Source organism: Pseudomonas sp. B28(2017), from assembly GCF_002113025.1.
GTDB lineage: Bacteria > Pseudomonadota > Gammaproteobacteria > Pseudomonadales > Pseudomonadaceae > Aquipseudomonas.
Window position 1 is genome coordinate 386,813 of the sequence record NZ_NEJH01000003.1, and the last position, 17,945, is coordinate 404,757.

Below are 17,945 nucleotides of genomic sequence, written 5' to 3' on the forward strand. Positions count from 1 at the left end.
GAGTTTGAGCGGGCCGTGTTGTATTTTTTACGGGGGTGTTGTGTAAAAAAATGAACAAGGCTAAGCTCGAATCAAACCCATAACAGCAATAATACCGGGGTGCTTCATGTCTCGCCTGCCGATAATCGGCGTCACCGACTGCTCAAGACAGCTCGGTCGGCATGCTTGCCACGAAAGTGGCGACACGTACGTCCGCGCCATGGCCTCGATCGTTGCAGGCCTGCCGGTGATTCTCCCATCCCTGACAGAGCGCCTGTCCCCGTCCGTTATTCTGGACGGTCGCGGTGGCACCCCCATTACGGTTACTCCATTCAATATAGAACCGATTCACAATAGCGGCCTGACCATCGTTCAGGGTACCGCTCGCGATTCTGCACGCCCGGCCTCTGCGGCAGTGTTGGCAAACACGATAATCTGCCGCAGGAACGCTCTACAACGCGACGCCGATGCGTCAATCAGCGCCTGACCTTAAAAAGGTCAGACAACTCAAGCCTAGAGGCATTTATGAGTAACAACCTCGACCAGCTCACCGATTGGTTGAAAAACCACAAGATCACAGAAGTCGAATGCATGATCGCCGACTTGACCGGGATTACCCGGGGCAAGATTTCGCCGACCAACAAATTCATCGCCGAAAAAGGCATGCGCCTGCCAGAAAGCGTGCTGCTGCAGACCGTGACCGGCGATTACGTCGAAGACGACATCTATTACGAACTGCTCGACCCGGCCGACATCGACATGATCTGCCGTCCCGACCAGAGTGCGGTGTACATGGTGCCGTGGGCCATCGAGCCGACCGCCATCGTTATTCACGATACCTACGACAAGCAAGGCAACCCGATCGAGCTGTCGCCGCGCAACGTGCTCAAGAAAGTCCTGAAGCTCTATGCCGACAAAGGCTGGCAGCCGATCGTGGCGCCGGAAATGGAGTTCTACCTGACCAAGCGCAGTGACGACCCTGACTACCCGCTGCAGCCGCCGATCGGCCGCTCCGGTCGCCCGGAAATCGGTCGTCAGTCGTTCTCCATTGAAGCAGCGAACGAATTCGATCCGCTGTTCGAAGACGTCTACGACTGGTGCGAACTGCAGGACCTGGACCTCGATACGCTGATCCACGAGGATGGCACCGCGCAGATGGAGATCAACTTCCGTCACGGCGATGCCCTGTCCCTGGCCGACCAGATCCTGGTGTTCAAGCGCACCATGCGCGAAGCTGCGCTCAAGCACGACGTGGCCGCGACTTTCATGGCCAAGCCGATGACCGGCGAGCCGGGCAGTGCCATGCACTTGCACCAGAGCATCATCGACATCGAGACTGGCAAGAACATCTTCTCCAACGACGACGGGACCATGAGCCAGTTGTTCCTGCACCACATCGGTGGCTTGCAGAAACTCATTCCCGAGCTGTTGCCGCTGTTCGCCCCGAACGTGAACTCGTTCCGCCGCTTCCTGCCGGACACTTCGGCGCCGGTGAACGTGGAGTGGGGCGAAGAAAACCGCACGGTGGGCCTGCGGGTACCGGATGCGGGGCCGCAAAATCGTCGGGTGGAAAACCGCCTGCCGGGCGCCGATGCCAACCCTTACCTGGCGATTGCCGCGAGCCTGCTCTGCGGTTACATCGGCATGGTCGAAGGCCTGAACCCGAGTGCGCCGGTGGTGGGGCGCGGCTATGAGCGCCGCAACCTGCGCCTGCCGCTAACCATCGAGGACGCGCTGGAACGCATGGAAAACAGCGCGACCATCGAGCGTTACCTGGGCAAAAATTTCATCACTGGCTACGTCGCGGTCAAGCGGGCCGAGCATGAAAACTTCAAGCGCGTCATCAGTTCGTGGGAAAGGGAATTCCTGCTCTTTGCCGTCTGATACGCCGGGCGCCGCCGTTGCCTGGCGGCGCTTTCACCTGATTTTTCTAGGAGATTCGTATGACCAGCAACAATCCGCAAACCCGTGAATGGCAAACCTTGAGCAGTGATCACCACCTGGCTCCGTTCAGCGACTTCAAACAGCTGAAAGAGAAAGGCCCACGGATCATCACCAACGCCAAGGGCGTTTACCTCTGGGACAGCGAAGGCAACAAGATCCTCGACGGTATGGCCGGCCTGTGGTGTGTCGCGATTGGTTATGGTCGCGATGAACTGGCTGATGCCGCCAGCAAACAGATGCGCGAGCTGCCTTACTACAACCTGTTCTTCCAGACGGCACACCCGCCGGTACTGGAGCTGGCCAAGGCCATCGCCGACATCGCGCCGCAAGGCATGAACCATGTGTTCTTCACCGGTTCCGGCTCTGAAGGCAACGACACCATGCTGCGCATGGTTCGTCACTACTGGGCGATCAAGGGCCAGCCGAACAAGAAAGTCATCATCAGCCGCAAGAACGGTTATCACGGCTCCACCGTGGCCGGCGCGAGCCTGGGTGGCATGACTTATATGCATGAGCAAGGCGACCTGCCGATCCCGGGCATCGTCCACATTGCCCAGCCGTACTGGTTCGGCGAAGGCGGCGACATGACCCCGGAAGAATTCGGTGTGTGGGCGGCCAATCAGCTGGAAGAGAAGATTCTGGAAGTCGGCGTGGACAACGTCGGTGCCTTTATTGCCGAGCCGATCCAGGGCGCCGGCGGCGTGATCATTCCGCCAGAGACGTACTGGCCGCGCATCAAGGAAATCCTCGCCAAGTACGACATCCTGTTCGTGGCTGACGAAGTGATTTGCGGTTTTGGGCGTACCGGCGAGTGGTTCGGTACCGATTTCTACGGCCTCAAGCCCGACATGATGACCATCGCCAAGGGCCTGACTTCGGGCTACATCCCGATGGGTGGCCTGATTGTGCGTGACGAAGTGGTGGACGTGCTCAATGAGGGCGGCGACTTCAACCACGGTTTCACCTACTCCGGGCACCCGGTGGCGGCGGCTGTGGGGCTGGAAAACATCCGTATCCTGCGCGACGAAAAGATTGTCGAGCGCGTGAAGTCCGAAACGGCACCGTATTTGCAAAAGCGTCTGCGGGAACTGAACGATCACCCGCTGGTGGGTGAAGTTCGTGGGGTCGGGTTGTTGGGGGCCATCGAACTGGTCCGGGACAAGGCCACTCGCAAGCGTTACGAGGGCAAGGGCGTCGGCATGATCTGCCGTCAGTTCTGCTTCGACAATGGCCTGATCATGCGAGCAGTCGGCGACACCATGATCATCGCTCCGCCACTGGTGATCACGCCGGCGGAAATCGATGAACTGGTGACCAAGGCTCGCAAGTGCCTTGACCTGACCCTGAGTGCATTGCAGGGCTAAGTGCTAGGCTCAGAGCGAGGGAGCTGCGGCGCTCTCGCTCAAAGCTGTCACAAAGGCCGGTCTTTTCTTGAAAGACCGCCTCGGATCTTGCCAGACTAGCCGCAGTTCCAGTTGCCCGGGTTCGGCCGCTGAACAAAGTGGTTCAAAAAAGAAAAATTTGGAGCATGACGCATGAAGGCATTAGGTAAAAAGCTTGCTGGCAAGACACTTCTCGCCCTGTCCGTCGCGGGCATGATGGCGGGTGCGGTTCAGGCGGACGACAAGGTATTGCACGTCTACAACTGGTCCGACTACATCGCTCCGGACACCATCGCGAACTTCGAGAAAGAGTCGGGGATCAAGGTCGTTTACGACGTATTCGACAGCAACGAGACCCTGGAAGCCAAACTGCTGGCGGGCAAGTCCGGCTACGACGTGGTCGTGCCGTCGAACAACTTCCTGGCCAAGCAGATCAAGGCCGGCGTATATCAGGAGCTGGACCAGTCCAAGCTGCCTAACTGGAAAAACCTGAACCAGGATCTGCTCAAGGCCGTTTCGGTCAGTGACCCTGGCAACAAGCACGCCTTCCCGTACATGTGGGGCTCGATCGGCATCGGTTACAACCCGGAGAAGGTCAAGGCTGCGCTGGGCGTCGACACCATCGATTCCTGGGACGTGCTGCTCAAGCCGGAAAACATCGCCAAGCTCAAGGGTTGCGGTGTGAGTTTCCTCGATTCGCCGACCGAAATGCTCCCGGTCGCGCTGCACTACCTGGGCCTGCCAACCGACAGCCAGAAGAAAGAAGACATCAAGAAAGCCGAGGACCTGTTCCTCAAGATTCGTCCTTCGATCACCTACTTCCACTCCTCCAAGTACATCTCGGACCTGGCCAATGGCAACATCTGCGTAGCGGTTGGCTACTCGGGTGACGTTCAGCAGGCCAAGTCCCGTGCCTCAGAGGCGGGTGACAAGGTCAAAGTCAGCTACGCAATTCCGAAAGAAGGCGCTGGCAGCTTCTTCGACATGGTCGCGATTCCCAAGGATGCCGAGAACGTCGAGGGCGCTTACAAGTTCATGACCTTCCTGCAGAAGCCTGAAGTCATGGCCGGTATCACCAACGCCGTACGCTTCCCGAACGGAAACGCCGCTGCAACGGCTCTGGTAGAAAAAGACATCACCAGCGATCCAGGCATCTACCCGCCAGCCGATGTGCAGGCCAAGTTGTATGCCATCGCCGACCTGCCAGCGGCAACCCAGCGTGAATTGACCCGCAGCTGGACCAAGATCAAATCCGGTAAATAAGCCGGTTTGATGCAGCAGCCTCTTGTCGCCACCTGCACGGTGGCGGCAACAGGTTGAATTAAATGACAAAAGTTTTGCTGGAACGGTTTTTCGAGGGTAAGTTGCGCGCCGGTTTTGTTGCTGGGCAACCACGGTTGTCATGTAACGCGGGGCAGCTTGGGCCCAACTAATTTTAGAGGACCTCCACTTGCCTGTTTTTTCCATGTTGCGCAATGCCATGCTGGTCAGCGCCGGGCTGACGATTGCTGTCAGTGCCCAGGCTGCCGGCACTGTGCATATTTATAATTGGTCCGATTACATCGGCGAGACTACCCTGGCCGACTTCCAGAAAGAGACCGGGATCAAGCCGGTTTACGACGTCTTCGACTCCAACGAAACCCTGGAAGGCAAGTTGCTGGCCGGGCGTACCGGTTATGACGTGGTCGTGCCGTCGAACCACTTCCTCGGCAAACAGATCAAGGCCGGGGCATTCCAGAAACTCGACAAGTCGCAGCTGCCGAACTATTCCAACCTCGACCCGGTGCTGCTCAAGCGCCTGGAACAGAACGATCCGGGCAACCTGTACGCCGTGCCGTACCTGTGGGGCACCAACGGCATCGGTTACAACGTCGACAAGGTCAAGGCTGTGCTGGGCATCGACAAGATCGACTCCTGGGGCGTGTTGTTCGAGCCGGAAAACATCAAGAAGCTGCACAGTTGTGGCGTCGCGTTCCTCGACTCTGCCGATGAAATGATGCCGACAGTGCTCAACTACATGGGCCTGAACGCCAACAGCACTGATCCCAAGGACTACGAAAAGGCCACCGCCAAGTTGCTCGCGGTGCGCCCTTACGTGACCTACTTCCACTCCTCCAAGTACATCGCGGATCTGGCTAATGGCGATATCTGCGTGGCGATCGGTTTCTCCGGCGACATCTTCCAGGCCAAGCACCGTGCCGAAGAAGCCAAGAAGGGCGTGAACATCGCCTACTCGATCCCGAAAGAGGGCGGCGCGCTCTGGTTCGACATGCTGGCGATTCCGAAGGACTCGGCCAACGTCAAACAGGCCCACGCTTTCATCAACTATTTGCTGAAGCCTGAGGTGATTGCCCAGGTCAGTGATTACGTCGGCTATGCCAACCCTAACCCGGGGTCGGACAAACTGATGGAACAGTCCATTCGTACCGACGAAGCGGTTTACCCACCGCAAGAGGTTCTCGACAAGACCTACGTGTCCATCGAGCTACCGCCGAATATTCAACGTTCGATGACCCGCAGCTGGACCAAGGTCAAGTCGGGTAAATAGATTCAAGGCTCAAACTATCCAAGGTTGGCTCACCTTGAGCGAACTGCACTCTTTTTTTCGGGAGTTTCGTAAATGGCAGTTGCCTCCGGCGCCTATAAGAAAGCCCTCGAGGGCGACCAGCAACCTAAACAGGTGCTGGTCAAAATCGACCGGGTCACGAAGAAGTTCGACGAGACGATTGCCGTGGACGATGTGTCCCTGGAAATCAAGAAAGGCGAAATCTTCGCCCTGCTCGGCGGCTCGGGATCGGGCAAATCCACTTTGCTGCGCATGCTCGCAGGTTTCGAACGGCCCACGGAGGGGCGCATTTTCCTCGATGGCGTAGACATCACTGACATGCCGCCCTACGAGCGGCCGATCAACATGATGTTCCAGTCCTACGCCTTGTTCCCCCACATGACCGTGGCGCAGAACATCGCCTTCGGTCTCAAGCAGGACAAGATCCCGAACGCTGAAATCGATGCCCGTGTGGCCGAAATGCTCAAGCTGGTACAGATGAGTCAATACGCCAAGCGCAAGCCGCATCAGTTGTCCGGTGGTCAGCGTCAGCGCGTGGCCCTGGCCCGTTCCCTGGCCAAGCGACCGAAGCTGCTGCTGCTCGACGAACCGATGGGCGCACTGGACAAGAAGCTGCGCTCGCAAATGCAGCTGGAGCTGGTGGAGATCATCGAGCGTGTCGGCGTAACCTGCGTCATGGTGACCCACGACCAGGAAGAGGCCATGACCATGGCCGAGCGCATCGCGATCATGCACCTGGGCTGGATCGCCCAGATCGGTAGCCCGATCGACATCTACGAAACCCCGACCAGCCGCCTGGTCTGCGAATTCATCGGTAACGTGAACATCTTCGAAGGCGAAGTGATCGAAGACGCCGAAGGCCACGCGACCATCACCTGCAAGGACCTGGACCGCCAGATCTACGTTGGCCACGGCATCAGCACCTCGGTGCAGGACAAGTCGGTCACCTACGCGATCCGCCCGGAAAAACTGCTGGTCACCGCCGACATGCCGACTTGCGAGTACAACTGGTCGAGCGGCAAGGTGCATGACATCGCCTACCTTGGCGGCCACTCGGTGTTCTACGTCGAGCTGCCAAGCGGCAAGCTGGTGCAGTCGTTCGTGGCCAACGCCGAACGCCGTGGCACGCGTCCGACCTGGGGTGATCAGGTCTACGTGTGGTGGGAAGACGACAGCGGCGTGGTACTTCGCTCATGAACATGCGCAAACTCAAACGCCGTCTCAATCGAATAATTCCCGGTGGCCGTCAGATGGTCATCGGCATTCCATTCATCTGGCTGTTCCTGTTCTTCATGCTGCCGTTCTTCATCGTTCTGAAGATCAGCTTCGCCGAAGCAGACGTGGCCATTCCGCCGTATACCGAAATCTACAGCTACGCCGAACAGAAGCTGCAGTTGCTGCTGAACCTGGGCAACTACGCGATGCTGGGCGGTGACGAGCTGTACATCGCCGCTTACCTCGGCTCGCTGAAGATGGCGTTTTTCAGCACCATCCTCTGCCTGTTGATCGGCTACCCGATGGCCTACGGCATCTCCGTTGCCCGCAAGGAAGTGCAGACGGTGCTGGTGCTGCTGATCATGATGCCGACCTGGACCGCGATCCTGATTCGCGTTTATGCATGGATGGGTATCCTCAGCAACAACGGTCTGCTCAACGGTTTCCTGATGAGCATGGGCTGGATCGACGAACCGCTGCAGATCCTCAACACCAACCTGGCGGTCTACATTGGTGTGGTTTATTCCTACCTGCCGTTCATGATCCTGCCGCTGTACGCCAACCTGGTCAAGCATGACCCGAGTCTGCTGGAAGCCGCATCGGACCTGGGTTCGAGCACCTTCAACAGCTTCTGGAAAATCACCGTGCCGCTGTCGAAAAACGGCATCATCGCCGGCTGCATGCTGGTGTTCATCCCGGTGGTGGGCGAGTTCGTGATCCCGGAACTGCTCGGCGGTCCGGAAACCCTGATGATCGGTAAAGTGCTCTGGCAAGAGTTCTTCAACAACCGTGACTGGCCGGTGGCGTCTGCCCTGGCGGTGGTGATGCTGGCGATCCTGATTGTGCCGATCATCCTGTTCAACCGCAGTCAGGCCAAGGAAATGGAGGGTAAAGAATGAAGCGCTTCCGTTTCTCCAGCCTGATGCTGGTACTGGGTCTGTTGTTCATCTACCTGCCGATGCTGATCCTGGTGATCTACTCGTTCAACGCCTCGAAACTGGTAACGGTGTGGGGCGGCTGGTCGGTCAAGTGGTACGTCGGCCTGCTCGACAACTCGCAACTGATGGGCTCGGTGGTGCGTTCGCTGGAAATCGCCTGCTACACGGCGGTGGCGGCGGTGGCACTGGGTACATTGGCTGCGTTCGTGCTGACGCGCATCACCCGCTTCAAGGGCCGTACCCTGTTCGGTGGTCTGGTGACTGCGCCGCTGGTAATGCCTGAGGTGATCACCGGTCTGTCGCTGTTGTTGCTGTTCGTGGCCATGGCGCAGATGATCGGCTGGCCGCAGGAACGCGGCATCGTCACCATCTGGATCGCCCACACCACGTTTTGTGCGGCCTACGTGGCGGTGGTGGTCTCCGCCCGCCTTCGCGAGCTGGACCTGTCCATCGAAGAAGCGGCCATGGACCTGGGTGCGAAGCCGTTCAAGGTGTTTTTCCTGATCACCATCCCGATGATCGCGCCGTCACTGGCGGCCGGCGGCATGATGTCGTTCGCCCTGTCGCTGGATGACCTGGTGCTGGCGAGCTTCGTGTCCGGCCCGGGTTCCACGACCCTGCCGATGGAAGTGTTCTCGGCGGTGCGTCTGGGCGTGAAGCCCGAGATCAATGCCGTGGCCAGCCTGATTCTGCTGGCGGTGTCGATCGTGACCTTCATGGTCTGGTTCTTCAGCCGTCGTGCCGAAGAAAGCCGCAAGCGCGCGATCCAGCAAGCGATCGAAGAGGCGGCAGCCGATTCGTGGAAGCAACCGGACGTGCGTCGCGCGCAGGCACCGGAAGCGGCTTGAGCAATGTTGGGTTGGCCTCATGCCCGAGGCCAACCCAAATCCAAATGTGGGAGCGAGCCTGCTCGCGAATGCGTTCTATCAGCCAATATCACTGTGACTGGCACACCGCTTTCGCGAGCAAGCTCGCGATGGGGTCAGCCCGGCCAGCAAAAGTCTATGGCGCAGCCCGCGCGGGAAGCAGCTTCAAGGTGCTGCGGGTATTGGCCGTGACTTCTTCATCATTGAGATGCGCCTGGAAGTACACCCCTTCGATATAGGCTTCGGCCTGATCATCATAGTGACGGTCTAACAGCACGCCGCTCTGGCCAACCGGGTTGACGGTCAGGCTGTGGGCCGGCTCGGCGAAGTCGATCAGGCGCCGGGTCGAGGGGCCGTAGGTAACAGGCCATGGAGCCGGGCCGATCTTCGCCGAGAGGTTGTTCGGCACTTCATGGGTGCCGGGTGCGGCGAAAGGGCCGACATTGAAGATCAGGTCCAGCGGTTTTTGCTGCCCCAGCGGATGGCCATGGGTCAACGTGTGCGCGCTGCCCCACTGCCATTGCGAGGCGTCGGCGCCGAGGGTGCTCTTGAGGTGCGCGATGCTGGCTTGCCAGGCTGCCTTGACCGTGTCGGCAAGGGTTTCCTTGCCGAGGGTGCTGCGGTTGTCCCACCACGGTGAATCGGCAGTGGCGGCCAGGCGGGGGAGCGCGGCGTCGATCACCCGGGTCGAGAGCAGCGTTTCGAAGAAGTCGTTACCCAGCTCATCGCGCATCGTCGCGTCAGCCAGGTTGAACAGGAACTGGTTGAACAGCGTGGCGCTGGTCGAGTCGAGCGGGTAATCGCCTTTCCACTGGGCCAGTTGCTCCACCAGTTTGAGTTCGGCGGGATCCTTCAGCACTTCGCGCAACACCGGCAACAGCGGTGCCAGCAGGCGCGGGCCGTAGGCGGTGGTGGTGCCCAGTTGCAGTTTCTGGCTGTTTTCCAGGTCCCACTTCATGGTTTTGTCGCTGAGCTGGCGATTGAGCTGCTGGCCACGATCGGCAAGGTTGTAATAGCCGGGAATCTCCATGCCGGTTGGCGACACCGGCTGGAAGTTGGCCGAGACGATGTAGCCCCGCGCTGGGTTTTCTTCCTGGGGGTTGGCGCTGAACGGGTAGAAGCCATCCTTGTCTGCCTCGGTGGTGCTGCCATCGAGGATGAACCACGGGCGTACACCCGCCGGGCGTTTAGGCAATTGCGCCGCCGCCCACCAGCCGATGTCACCCTTGGCATCGGCCCAGACGACGTTTAGACCCGGGGCCTGGATTTTTGACGCGGCACCGCGAGCCTTGGCCAGGGTGTCGGCACGATTGAGCTGATAGAAGCCCTCCAGGATCGGGTTCTGGCTTTCGAGAAAAGCCCACCACATGGCAATCGGTGTCTTGCCGACGCCGTTGCCCAAGGCATCGTTGACGATCGGGCCGTGAGGCGACTGGCGCAGCACCAGGTTGACCGGGGCCTGGCCCTTGACCGCGATCTGCTGCTCGCTGGTCGTCATGTCCACCCAATTGCCGCGATACCAGACCTGGTTGGGGTTGTCCGGGTTGACCTTCTCGGCGATCAGGTCGAGGTCGTCGTTCTGGAACATGGTGATGCTCCAGCCGAAATCGTGGTTCATGCCCAGGGAGGCGAACGGCATCAAGGCCTGATAGTGGCCGTAGAGTTCGAAGCCCGGTGCCGAGAGATGCGCTTCATACCACACCGATGGCGCGGAAAAACGGATATGCGGATCACCCGCCAGCAGCGGCTTGCCGCTTTGGGTCCGGCTGCCCGCAACGACCCAGGCGTTGCTGCCCTCGAACTGTGGCAGGCCGTTGTCAGCCAGGGCTTGTTCGCTCAGGCGGGCGAGGGCGCTGAGGTCTTTCCAGTCGGCGCTGGCCAAGGCGGGTGCGGGCCCGTTGAGCACGCCTTTTGGCTGCCAGTCGAGATCGAAGGTGTTCAGGTATTCGGGCCCCAGTTGATCGCGCACGAATGTCAGCAGGGGTTCGGTGCGAAAGGCCGCGGCAAAGCTGTAGGCCATGTACCCGGCAATACTGATGGTGTCCTGGGCGGTGAATGGGCGCTTGGGAATACCCAGCACATCGAACTCCACGGGTTTGGCGTGGTTGTCCTGATACTGGTTGATGCCGTCCAGATAGGCTTGCATGGCGATGAAGGAGGGCGATTGTTTGTCGAGATTCGCCAGGTAGGTTTCGGCACGTTCGCGAATGCGCAGGCTGCGCATCAGTTTGTCGGTGTCGAGCAGTTTCGGCCCGAGCACTTCAGCCAGTTCACCACGGGCCAGACGACGCAGGACTTCCATCTGGAACAGGCGGTCCTGGGCATGCACGTAGCCGAGCGCGCGGTACAGGTCTGTTTCGTTGTCGGCGCGGATGTGCGGGACGCCGCGCTCGTCGTAGCGAACAGTGACGGAGCCTTGCAGGTGTTGCAGTTCCACCATGCCCTGGCGTGACGGCTGCTTGCTGTAGAGGTACCAGCCGGCTCCGGCGGTCAGTACGACGATCAACAGAGCGAGAGCGGTCAGGCTGCGTTTCATGGCGACTCCTTGTTGTTATTGTGATTCCAGGGGCCACTGTGTAACACGGCGCGCCAATTTGGCGCATCGCCCGTAAGAGGGATTCCTATTGTCGTGCCGTTCCCTGCTTCGCGGGATCGACAGGCCACGGGCAGTAACACCCCACGGCCAGTGTGTGCGTGGCACTCACTGCGCGGCCTTCATCCAGCGCTTGCAGTATGGGCTCGATAAAGCTGTTGCTCGAGTTGCAAGTCAGGCCTTCGCTGTACGGGCCGAAGTACGCCAGTTTGCCGCTGCGATCCCAGATCGCCACGGCCGGGCTGGCGGGGATCTGCTCGGAACCGGGCAGGATGTCGATGGTCTTGAGGCTGCTCAAGGTGCTCGGCAACTGGCCATGGCTACCGGGCTTTTGCACGGCATAGAATTCCACGCCATGGGGTGCGTAGCGCTCGACCAGTTCGGCCAGGTGTTGTTGATTGCCGACATTGCACGGGCAGGCCGGGTCCCAGAAATGCACCAGACGGATGGCGCCGGGGCCGGCGAGGGATTCGGGAAGGCGCAGCGGATCACCCGAAAACATCGCCGTGTGCTCGCTGAACGCCCGCAGGTAACGCCCCTGGAACCAGTCGTAGGCCGCCCACAACACGCCGGCACACACCACGGCGAGCAGGCTGGCAAACAGGGTGGTGCGAAGGGGCGGGCGCATCGGTTCAGTCCTCGAAGGCCGGCTAGCTTGCCATGCTTGGCGCGACAGAAGAATATCGCAGGCCTATAAAGTCCGTTTCACGCTCTGGAACCGTCCATGCCGGCTACTTTCGACCCTGATCTTCTACGTGCAGGCTTGCTGCCGCTGGCGGCCGGGCAGCCGTTGTCGGCGCAGGCGCAGGCTTACCAGAAATTTTACGGACTGGATTTTGCGTCGCGTCAGTTGCGCAGCGGTCTTGGGCGATTCGATGTCGATGGTTATGAACTGGTCAGCCAGTTCTGGTGGCCCGAGCGGGCGAAGGCGACGCTGTTTGTCATCCACGGTTTCTACGATCACACCGGGCTCTACCGGCATGTGATCGAGTGGGCGCTGGACCAGGGCTTTGCGGTGATTGCCTGCGACTTGCCGGGCCATGGCTTGTCCAGTGGCGAACGGGCGAGCATCAAGGATTTCGCCGAGTATCAGGACGCGTTACAAGGGTTGTTCCGCGAGGCGCAATCCCTCGACTTGCCGCAACCGTGGCACCTGTGTGGACAGAGTACCGGTGGGGCGATCGTGATCGATCATGTATTGAATGCAGGAGCGAACAGCCCGGCGCAGGGGCAGGTGATTCTGCTGTCGCCGCTGGTGCGGCCGCGGGCGTGGGGTTGGTCGCAACTGAGTTACTACGTGCTCAAGCCTTTCGTCAAAGCCATCGCCCGGCGCTTCAGCGAAAACTCCAACGACCCGGCCTTTTTGCCGTTCCTGCAAGCCGATCCGTTGCAGCCGCTGCGCCTGCCGACAGCCTGGGTGGGCGCGTTGGCGCGCTGGATCAAACGCATCGAGGCCGCACCCATGAGTACCCGCCGGCCGCTGATCGTGCAGGGGCAGGCTGACATGACGGTGGATTGGGAGCACAACCTGGAAGTGTTGCGGGGCAAGTTTGATCGACCGCAGGTGCTGATGCTGCCCGAGGCACGGCATCATCTGGCGAATGAAACGTTGGTGATGCGGCAGGAATATTTCGCGTTTTTGACCAAGAGGATAAAAGGCCGTAATTCCTAGCGACTGTTCCGGCCCCATCGCGAGCAAGCTCGCGATAGCGATCTGTCAGGTGCCGAAAATCACTGGGTCAGGTTCGAATTGCTCTGCCCCACCGCCAACCCCGCCCGAATCGCCGCCAGCGCCGCTTGATAATAAGCCTGGCCTTCTGCCGATTCGGCAAAGGTCGTGAACTCTTCCAGCTCGTCGTCCGACAGGTCGCGATAGACATACAGCAGTGTGTTGTTGAGGTCGCTGCCGATCTGGTCCATCAGGCGCTGGCGCTGGCCGTTGAGCATGCCTTGGGCCTGACCGGCACCGAGCAACCCCGGGATCATCGAGCTCAAGCTGTCTGCAGCAACCCCGGCAATCGCCAGGCTGACTTCAGCGCCGGCCTCTCGAGCGGGCAGGGCTTGTGCCAAATGGCCGATGATCAGCAGGCGGCTGTCGCTGGCCTGCATTTTCGGCAGGCCCTTGGCGTTTTTCGCCAGTTGGTCGCGACGGGTCGCCAGCAACTCGGCGGCGACGATTTTCTTGCCCAGGGGCGATTGGAAAAACGTCAATGCGGGTTTGGGGTCGGCGAGATTCTTGCGCAATTGCGTTTCGGCGCGCTGGTCCACAGCCTGTTGGGAAAAGCGCTGATTGCTGTTACTGACCAGTGCCTGAAACACCGCCGGCGGCAGGCTGCCCTGGTAGCGTTGCTGAGCAGCCGAGAGGGCGTCGTTGAAATGCGCGCGTTGTTCCGGCCAGCCGGCGACCTTGTACAACTGGTCGTGGTCGTCTGCCCAGGCGGGCAAAACGCAGAACATCAGCAGTGATAAAAGCAAACGGCGCATAGGGACTCCAGTCAGCAGGCGACTATTCTCCGTGTGGCATCCGTACTTGTCGAGAATTCGTATCAACCCGCTGCGCGGCTCTGTCGGATTTTCGGACACAGGAATATTATGCGCGGCATGCAAATATCCTCTGATCACCCGCTGCTGTTACGAATCGTCGACGACCTGGCCGAGCACGGCTGGTCGCAGCAGAATATTTTCCTGCCTCAGGACCTGACCCGAGCGCTGGCGGCCGAGTGTCGTAAGCGTGCTGCCGAGGGTGAACTGGCTCCGGCCGCGGTGGGCCGTGGGCCCTCATCGGAGATCCGCGAAGGGATTCGTGGCGACCATATCCAGTGGATCGATCCTGGTCAGGCCGAGGCTTGCGACAGCTATCTGAGTTTGATGGACAGCCTGCGCGAGGCGATCAATCGCGGCCTGTTTCTCGGCCTGGAGGATTTCGAAAGCCATTTTGCGATGTACTCGCCGGGGGCGTTCTACCTGAAGCATGTCGACCGCTTTCGCGATGACGACCGGCGCATGGTTTCGGCGGTGGTTTATCTCAATGACGGTTGGCTTCCCGAACACGGCGGCCAGTTGCGCATGTACCTCGACAATGATCGCGTCCACGATGTGCAACCTACCGGTGGCTGCCTGGTGGTGTTTCTCTCCGGAGAGGTTCCCCACGAAGTCCTGCCCGCGACCCGGGATCGACTGTCGCTGACCGGCTGGTTCCGCCGGCGCGGCAACGAGCCGTTCTGATCATGCAGAAAATTCTCGTCAGCCGCTGCCTGTTGGGCCACCGAGTACGTTACGACGGTGGGGCCAGCGGGCCGTTCGACCAGCTTCAGCAGTGGCTTGATGATGGTCGGGTCGTGCCATTGTGCCCGGAGGTTGCCGGTGGCTTGCCAACGCCACGGCCGGCAGCGGAAATTCCAGGCGGGCAGGGTGCGCAAGTCCTCGATGGCCAGGCATTGGTGATCACTACCGAAGGCGAGGACGTCAGCGCGGCGTTTTTGTCGGGGGCGCATCAGGCGCTGGAGTTGGTGCAAAAACATGGCATCCGCATCGCCGTCCTCAAGGCCAACAGCCCGTCCTGCGGCAATCTGCTGACCTATGACGGGACGTTCAGCGGCGTGAAGGTCAGAGGCGAGGGCGTGGCGGCGGCGCTGCTCAAGCGCCATGGGGTTCAAGTCTTCAGCGAGCTGGAGTTGTCGCAAGCGGCGCAGGCGTTGGCAATGCTCGATTAACGAGCGATACAAGACCCTGTGGGAGCGAGCTTGCTCCCACAGGGTTCATCTTTTACTTCAACTTCCGGATGGCTCAAGGTTTTGGCACCACATCCGCATCCGCCCCCAACCACTTCTGCTCCAGCGCTTGCAGTCGCCCATCATCCTTGATCCGCTGCAATGCGTTTTCCAGGCTGGCATGGAAAGCCGGATTACCCTTCTGAAACGGAATCGCCAGGCTCACGGCCGGGTTGGTCTTGGGCTTCTCTTCTGTCAGCGACTGCACCAGCAGAATGGAACGCGGCTCTTCTTTCTGCGCGATCAATTGCGCATGGGTCTGAATGTAAGGCTCGCTGAAGTCGAAACGATTTTTTAGATCGGGTGTCTCTGCTATGTGGTTGATGGCGATGTCGTATTTGCCGCTTTCAACACCGGCCAACAGATCGTTGGAATCGGTGACGACAAAGTCAGCACGCACATCCAGTTCGTTGGCCAGCATTTGACCCAGTTCGACTTCGAAGCCCGCAAGATTGCCGTCTTCCTTGAAATTGAAGCGTGGGGTATTGGCTTCAAGGGCAATGCGCAATTCGCCGCGGTCGTTCACGTCGTCAATCAGTTCGGCATGAGCCAATGGGCTCAAAAGGGGTAGCAGGCAGATCAGGCCAGGCAGAAAGCGCATGGTCACTCCTTTGAATTTATTATCGCGACCCTCTGATTCAGGCTCGCTTTGCTATGGTTGTCGAGTGCCTTCGACAACAAATGGCTCTGAAGTTGTCATGACCACGCGGATTTTACGGAAAAACTGGAGAAGAGAATGAAAACCTTTATGTCACGTGCTGCTTTGGCTGGCCTGTTGATGGGTGTTTCGGTGCTGGCCAGTGCTGCAACGCCGGCTCCGAAAGGCGCCGAAGTGTCCATTGTTTCTCCCAAGGACGGTGCGACGATTCCACAGACAGTCGTCGTCAAGTTCGCGGTCGAGAACATTGCCCTGGCACCGGCGGGCGATACCACCAAGAACACCGGTCATCACCACGTGCTGATCGACGTCGATGAGCTGCCAGCCGCCGGTGCGCCTATCCCCAAGGATGCCAACCACCTGCATTTCGGCGGTGCACAGACCCAGGCCGAAATAACGCTCACGCCGGGCAAACACACCCTGCAGCTTGAACTGGGCGATAGCAACCACATGCCGTTCGATCCGCCGATCATTTCCGAGAAGATCACCGTCAATGTGAAATAAAAAAAGGGAGCCCCCTTAGGAGGGGCTCCCTTTTTTTACAGCTGCAAACTTCAAGCTATAAGCCTCAAGTCAAAGCAAGAGCGGACTCACTTTGTTGCTTGAAGCTTATCGCTTGCGGCTGTTCTGTTAGAACAGAACCCGACTACGGATAGTGCCGTTGACGTGTTGCAGCTTCTCTTGCGCCAGGTCCGAGTACTCGGCGTCGACGTCGATCACCACGTAGCCGACCTTCTCGTTGGTCTGCAGGAACTGACCGGAGATGTTGATGCCGTTTTCGGCGAAGACTTTGTTGATCTCGCTCATCACACCCGGGATGTTTTCGTGGATGTGCAGCAGGCGGTGCTTGCCAGGGTGAGCCGGCAGGGCCACTTCCGGGAAGTTCACGGACGATACCGAAGTACCGTTGTCGCTGTACTTGACCAGTTTTTCCGCCACTTCCAGACCAATGTTGGCTTGGGCTTCAGCGGTAGAACCACCGATGTGCGGGGTCAGGATCACGTTGTCCAGGCCACGCAGCGGGCTTTCGAATTCTTCGTCGTTGGAGCGTGGCTCCACCGGGAATACGTCGATGGCCGCGCCGATCAGGTGTTTGTCCTTGATCGCGTCCGCCAGGGCGTCCAGTTCGACCACGGTGCCGCGCGCGGCGTTGATCAGGATGCCGCCTTTCTTGATAGCGCGGATTTCCTTCTCGCCCATCATCCACTGGGTAGCGGCGGTTTCTGGCACGTGCAGCGAAACGATGTCAGACATCGCCAGCAGCTCGTGCAGGTTGCCTACCTGAGTGGCGTTACCCAATGGCAGCTTGGTGATGGTGTCGTAGAAGTACACCTGCATGCCCAGGCCTTCAGCCAGGACCGACAGTTGAGTACCGATCGAGCCGTAACCGACGATACCCAGCTTCTTGCCACGGATTTCGAAGGAGTTGGCCGCGCTCTTGATCCAGCCGCCACGGTGGCAGGAAGCGTTCTTCTCAGGGATGCCGCGCAACAGCAGGATCGCTTCGGCCAGCACCAGTTCCGCTACGGAACGGGTGTTGGAGTACGGTGCGTTGAACACCGCGATGCCGCGTTCGCGGGCAGCGTCCAGGTCGACCTGGTTGGTGCCGATGCAGAAACACCCTACAGCCACGAGCTTCTTCGCGTGATCGAAGATCTCTTCGGTCAGTTGAGTGCGCGAGCGAATGCCGATGAAGTGAGCGTCAGCGATCTTTTCCTTGAGCTGGGCTTCCGGCAGAGAACCAGTGAGGTACTCGATGCTGGTGTAGCCCGCCGCCTTGAGGACGTCGACAGCCGATTGGTGGACGCCTTCGAGAAGAAGGAACTTGATCTTGCTCTTATCGAGAGAAGTCTTGCTCATCTGCGTAAACCTGTATCCCGGAGAAAAATGGCAGGGAAGGGAGCGAGTGCCCTGTTTCACACCTACTGTCCCTTTTTGACGGCGTCTGTTGCCGTCAAGCTGTGTTGCCGCTCCTCGCCATAGCGGGCTATGACTCGTCGCGGCGCCTTGCTTGACGACAACAGCCACTCGTCA

17 protein-coding genes are annotated in these 17,945 nt (G+C 59.5%); 12 read left to right on the plus strand and 5 right to left on the minus strand.

Annotated features, from left to right (window positions below; all coding sequences use genetic code 11):
• Window positions 1-106 precede the first annotated feature (106 nt).
• The 8 genes from CAF65_RS11060 to CAF65_RS11095 all read left to right on the plus strand — a co-directional run bounded on the left by CAF65_RS11060 (window position 107) and on the right by CAF65_RS11095 (window position 8,872).
• Complete coding sequence (locus CAF65_RS11060; RefSeq protein ID WP_085716308.1) at window positions 107-466, plus strand: gamma-glutamyl-gamma-aminobutyrate hydrolase family protein; 360 nt, start codon at window positions 107-109, stop codon at window positions 464-466.
• A gap of 38 nt (window positions 467-504) precedes the next feature.
• Entirely contained in the window at window positions 505-1,863 is a 1,359-nt protein-coding gene (locus CAF65_RS11065) for a glutamine synthetase family protein (RefSeq protein ID WP_085716309.1), read from the plus strand.
• 59 nt (window positions 1,864-1,922) lie between these two features.
• Window positions 1,923-3,287, plus strand: a complete 1,365-nt coding sequence (locus tag CAF65_RS11070) for an aspartate aminotransferase family protein (RefSeq protein ID WP_085716310.1) — start codon at window positions 1,923-1,925, stop codon at window positions 3,285-3,287.
• Between the two features lie 171 nt (window positions 3,288-3,458).
• Window positions 3,459-4,568: a polyamine ABC transporter substrate-binding protein gene (locus tag CAF65_RS11075; protein WP_085716311.1), complete on the plus strand. Its 1,110-nt coding sequence runs from the start codon at window positions 3,459-3,461 to the stop codon at window positions 4,566-4,568.
• Between the two features lie 187 nt (window positions 4,569-4,755).
• Entirely contained in the window at window positions 4,756-5,853 is a 1,098-nt protein-coding gene (locus tag CAF65_RS11080) for a polyamine ABC transporter substrate-binding protein (protein ID WP_085716312.1), read from the plus strand.
• A gap of 72 nt (window positions 5,854-5,925) precedes the next feature.
• Complete coding sequence (locus tag CAF65_RS11085) at window positions 5,926-7,068, plus strand: ABC transporter ATP-binding protein (RefSeq protein ID WP_008015388.1); 1,143 nt, start codon at window positions 5,926-5,928, stop codon at window positions 7,066-7,068.
• A 35-nt stretch (window positions 7,069-7,103) separates the two neighbouring features.
• Window positions 7,104-7,985: an ABC transporter permease subunit gene (locus CAF65_RS11090; protein ID WP_371919006.1), complete on the plus strand. Its 882-nt coding sequence runs from the start codon at window positions 7,104-7,106 to the stop codon at window positions 7,983-7,985.
• Window positions 7,982-8,872: an ABC transporter permease subunit gene (locus CAF65_RS11095; protein ID WP_085716314.1), complete on the plus strand. Its 891-nt coding sequence runs from the start codon at window positions 7,982-7,984 to the stop codon at window positions 8,870-8,872. Before CAF65_RS11090 ends, CAF65_RS11095 begins: the two co-directional genes overlap by 4 nt.
• Before the next feature lie 154 nt (window positions 8,873-9,026).
• On the opposite strand, the gene CAF65_RS11100 is transcribed toward CAF65_RS11095, so the two are convergent.
• Both CAF65_RS11100 and CAF65_RS11105 read right to left on the minus strand, forming a co-directional pair.
• Window positions 9,027-11,426: a penicillin acylase family protein gene (locus CAF65_RS11100; protein ID WP_085716315.1), complete on the minus strand. Its 2,400-nt coding sequence runs from the start codon at window positions 11,424-11,426 to the stop codon at window positions 9,027-9,029.
• 85 nt (window positions 11,427-11,511) lie between these two features.
• Window positions 11,512-12,111 (minus strand): DUF6436 domain-containing protein, encoded by a 600-nt coding sequence (locus CAF65_RS11105; protein ID WP_085716316.1) that lies wholly within the window; start codon window positions 12,109-12,111, stop codon window positions 11,512-11,514.
• Between the two features lie 96 nt (window positions 12,112-12,207).
• On the opposite strand from CAF65_RS11105, the gene CAF65_RS11110 reads away from it, so the two are divergent.
• Window positions 12,208-13,155 carry an alpha/beta hydrolase gene (locus CAF65_RS11110; RefSeq protein ID WP_085716317.1) on the plus strand — a complete coding sequence of 316 codons (948 nt, stop codon included), beginning with the start codon at window positions 12,208-12,210 and terminating at the stop codon, window positions 13,153-13,155.
• 59 nt (window positions 13,156-13,214) lie between these two features.
• Here the strand turns inward: CAF65_RS11110 and CAF65_RS11115 are convergent, their stop codons facing one another.
• Window positions 13,215-13,967: a DUF2059 domain-containing protein gene (locus CAF65_RS11115; RefSeq protein ID WP_085716318.1), complete on the minus strand. Its 753-nt coding sequence runs from the start codon at window positions 13,965-13,967 to the stop codon at window positions 13,215-13,217.
• Window positions 13,968-14,075: 108 nt separating this feature from the next.
• Here CAF65_RS11115 and CAF65_RS11120 point away from each other — a divergent pair, with 108 nt between their 5' ends.
• Window positions 14,076-14,708, plus strand: coding sequence for a 2OG-Fe(II) oxygenase (locus CAF65_RS11120; protein ID WP_085716319.1), 633 nt, complete (start codon window positions 14,076-14,078; stop codon window positions 14,706-14,708).
• Between the two features lie 2 nt (window positions 14,709-14,710).
• Window positions 14,711-15,196, plus strand: coding sequence for a DUF523 domain-containing protein (locus CAF65_RS11125; protein WP_085716320.1), 486 nt, complete (start codon window positions 14,711-14,713; stop codon window positions 15,194-15,196).
• Window positions 15,197-15,269: 73 nt separating this feature from the next.
• On the opposite strand, the gene CAF65_RS11130 is transcribed toward CAF65_RS11125, so the two are convergent.
• Window positions 15,270-15,854: a transporter substrate-binding domain-containing protein gene (locus tag CAF65_RS11130; protein WP_085716321.1), complete on the minus strand. Its 585-nt coding sequence runs from the start codon at window positions 15,852-15,854 to the stop codon at window positions 15,270-15,272.
• A 135-nt stretch (window positions 15,855-15,989) separates the two neighbouring features.
• Between CAF65_RS11130 and CAF65_RS11135 the strand changes: the two genes are divergently transcribed.
• Window positions 15,990-16,415: a DUF4399 domain-containing protein gene (locus tag CAF65_RS11135; protein ID WP_085716322.1), complete on the plus strand. Its 426-nt coding sequence runs from the start codon at window positions 15,990-15,992 to the stop codon at window positions 16,413-16,415.
• 126 nt (window positions 16,416-16,541) lie between these two features.
• On the opposite strand, the gene serA is transcribed toward CAF65_RS11135, so the two are convergent.
• Window positions 16,542-17,771, minus strand: a complete 1,230-nt coding sequence (serA, locus tag CAF65_RS11140; protein ID WP_007995536.1) for a phosphoglycerate dehydrogenase — start codon at window positions 17,769-17,771, stop codon at window positions 16,542-16,544.
• Window positions 17,772-17,945: the final 174 nt, after the last annotated feature.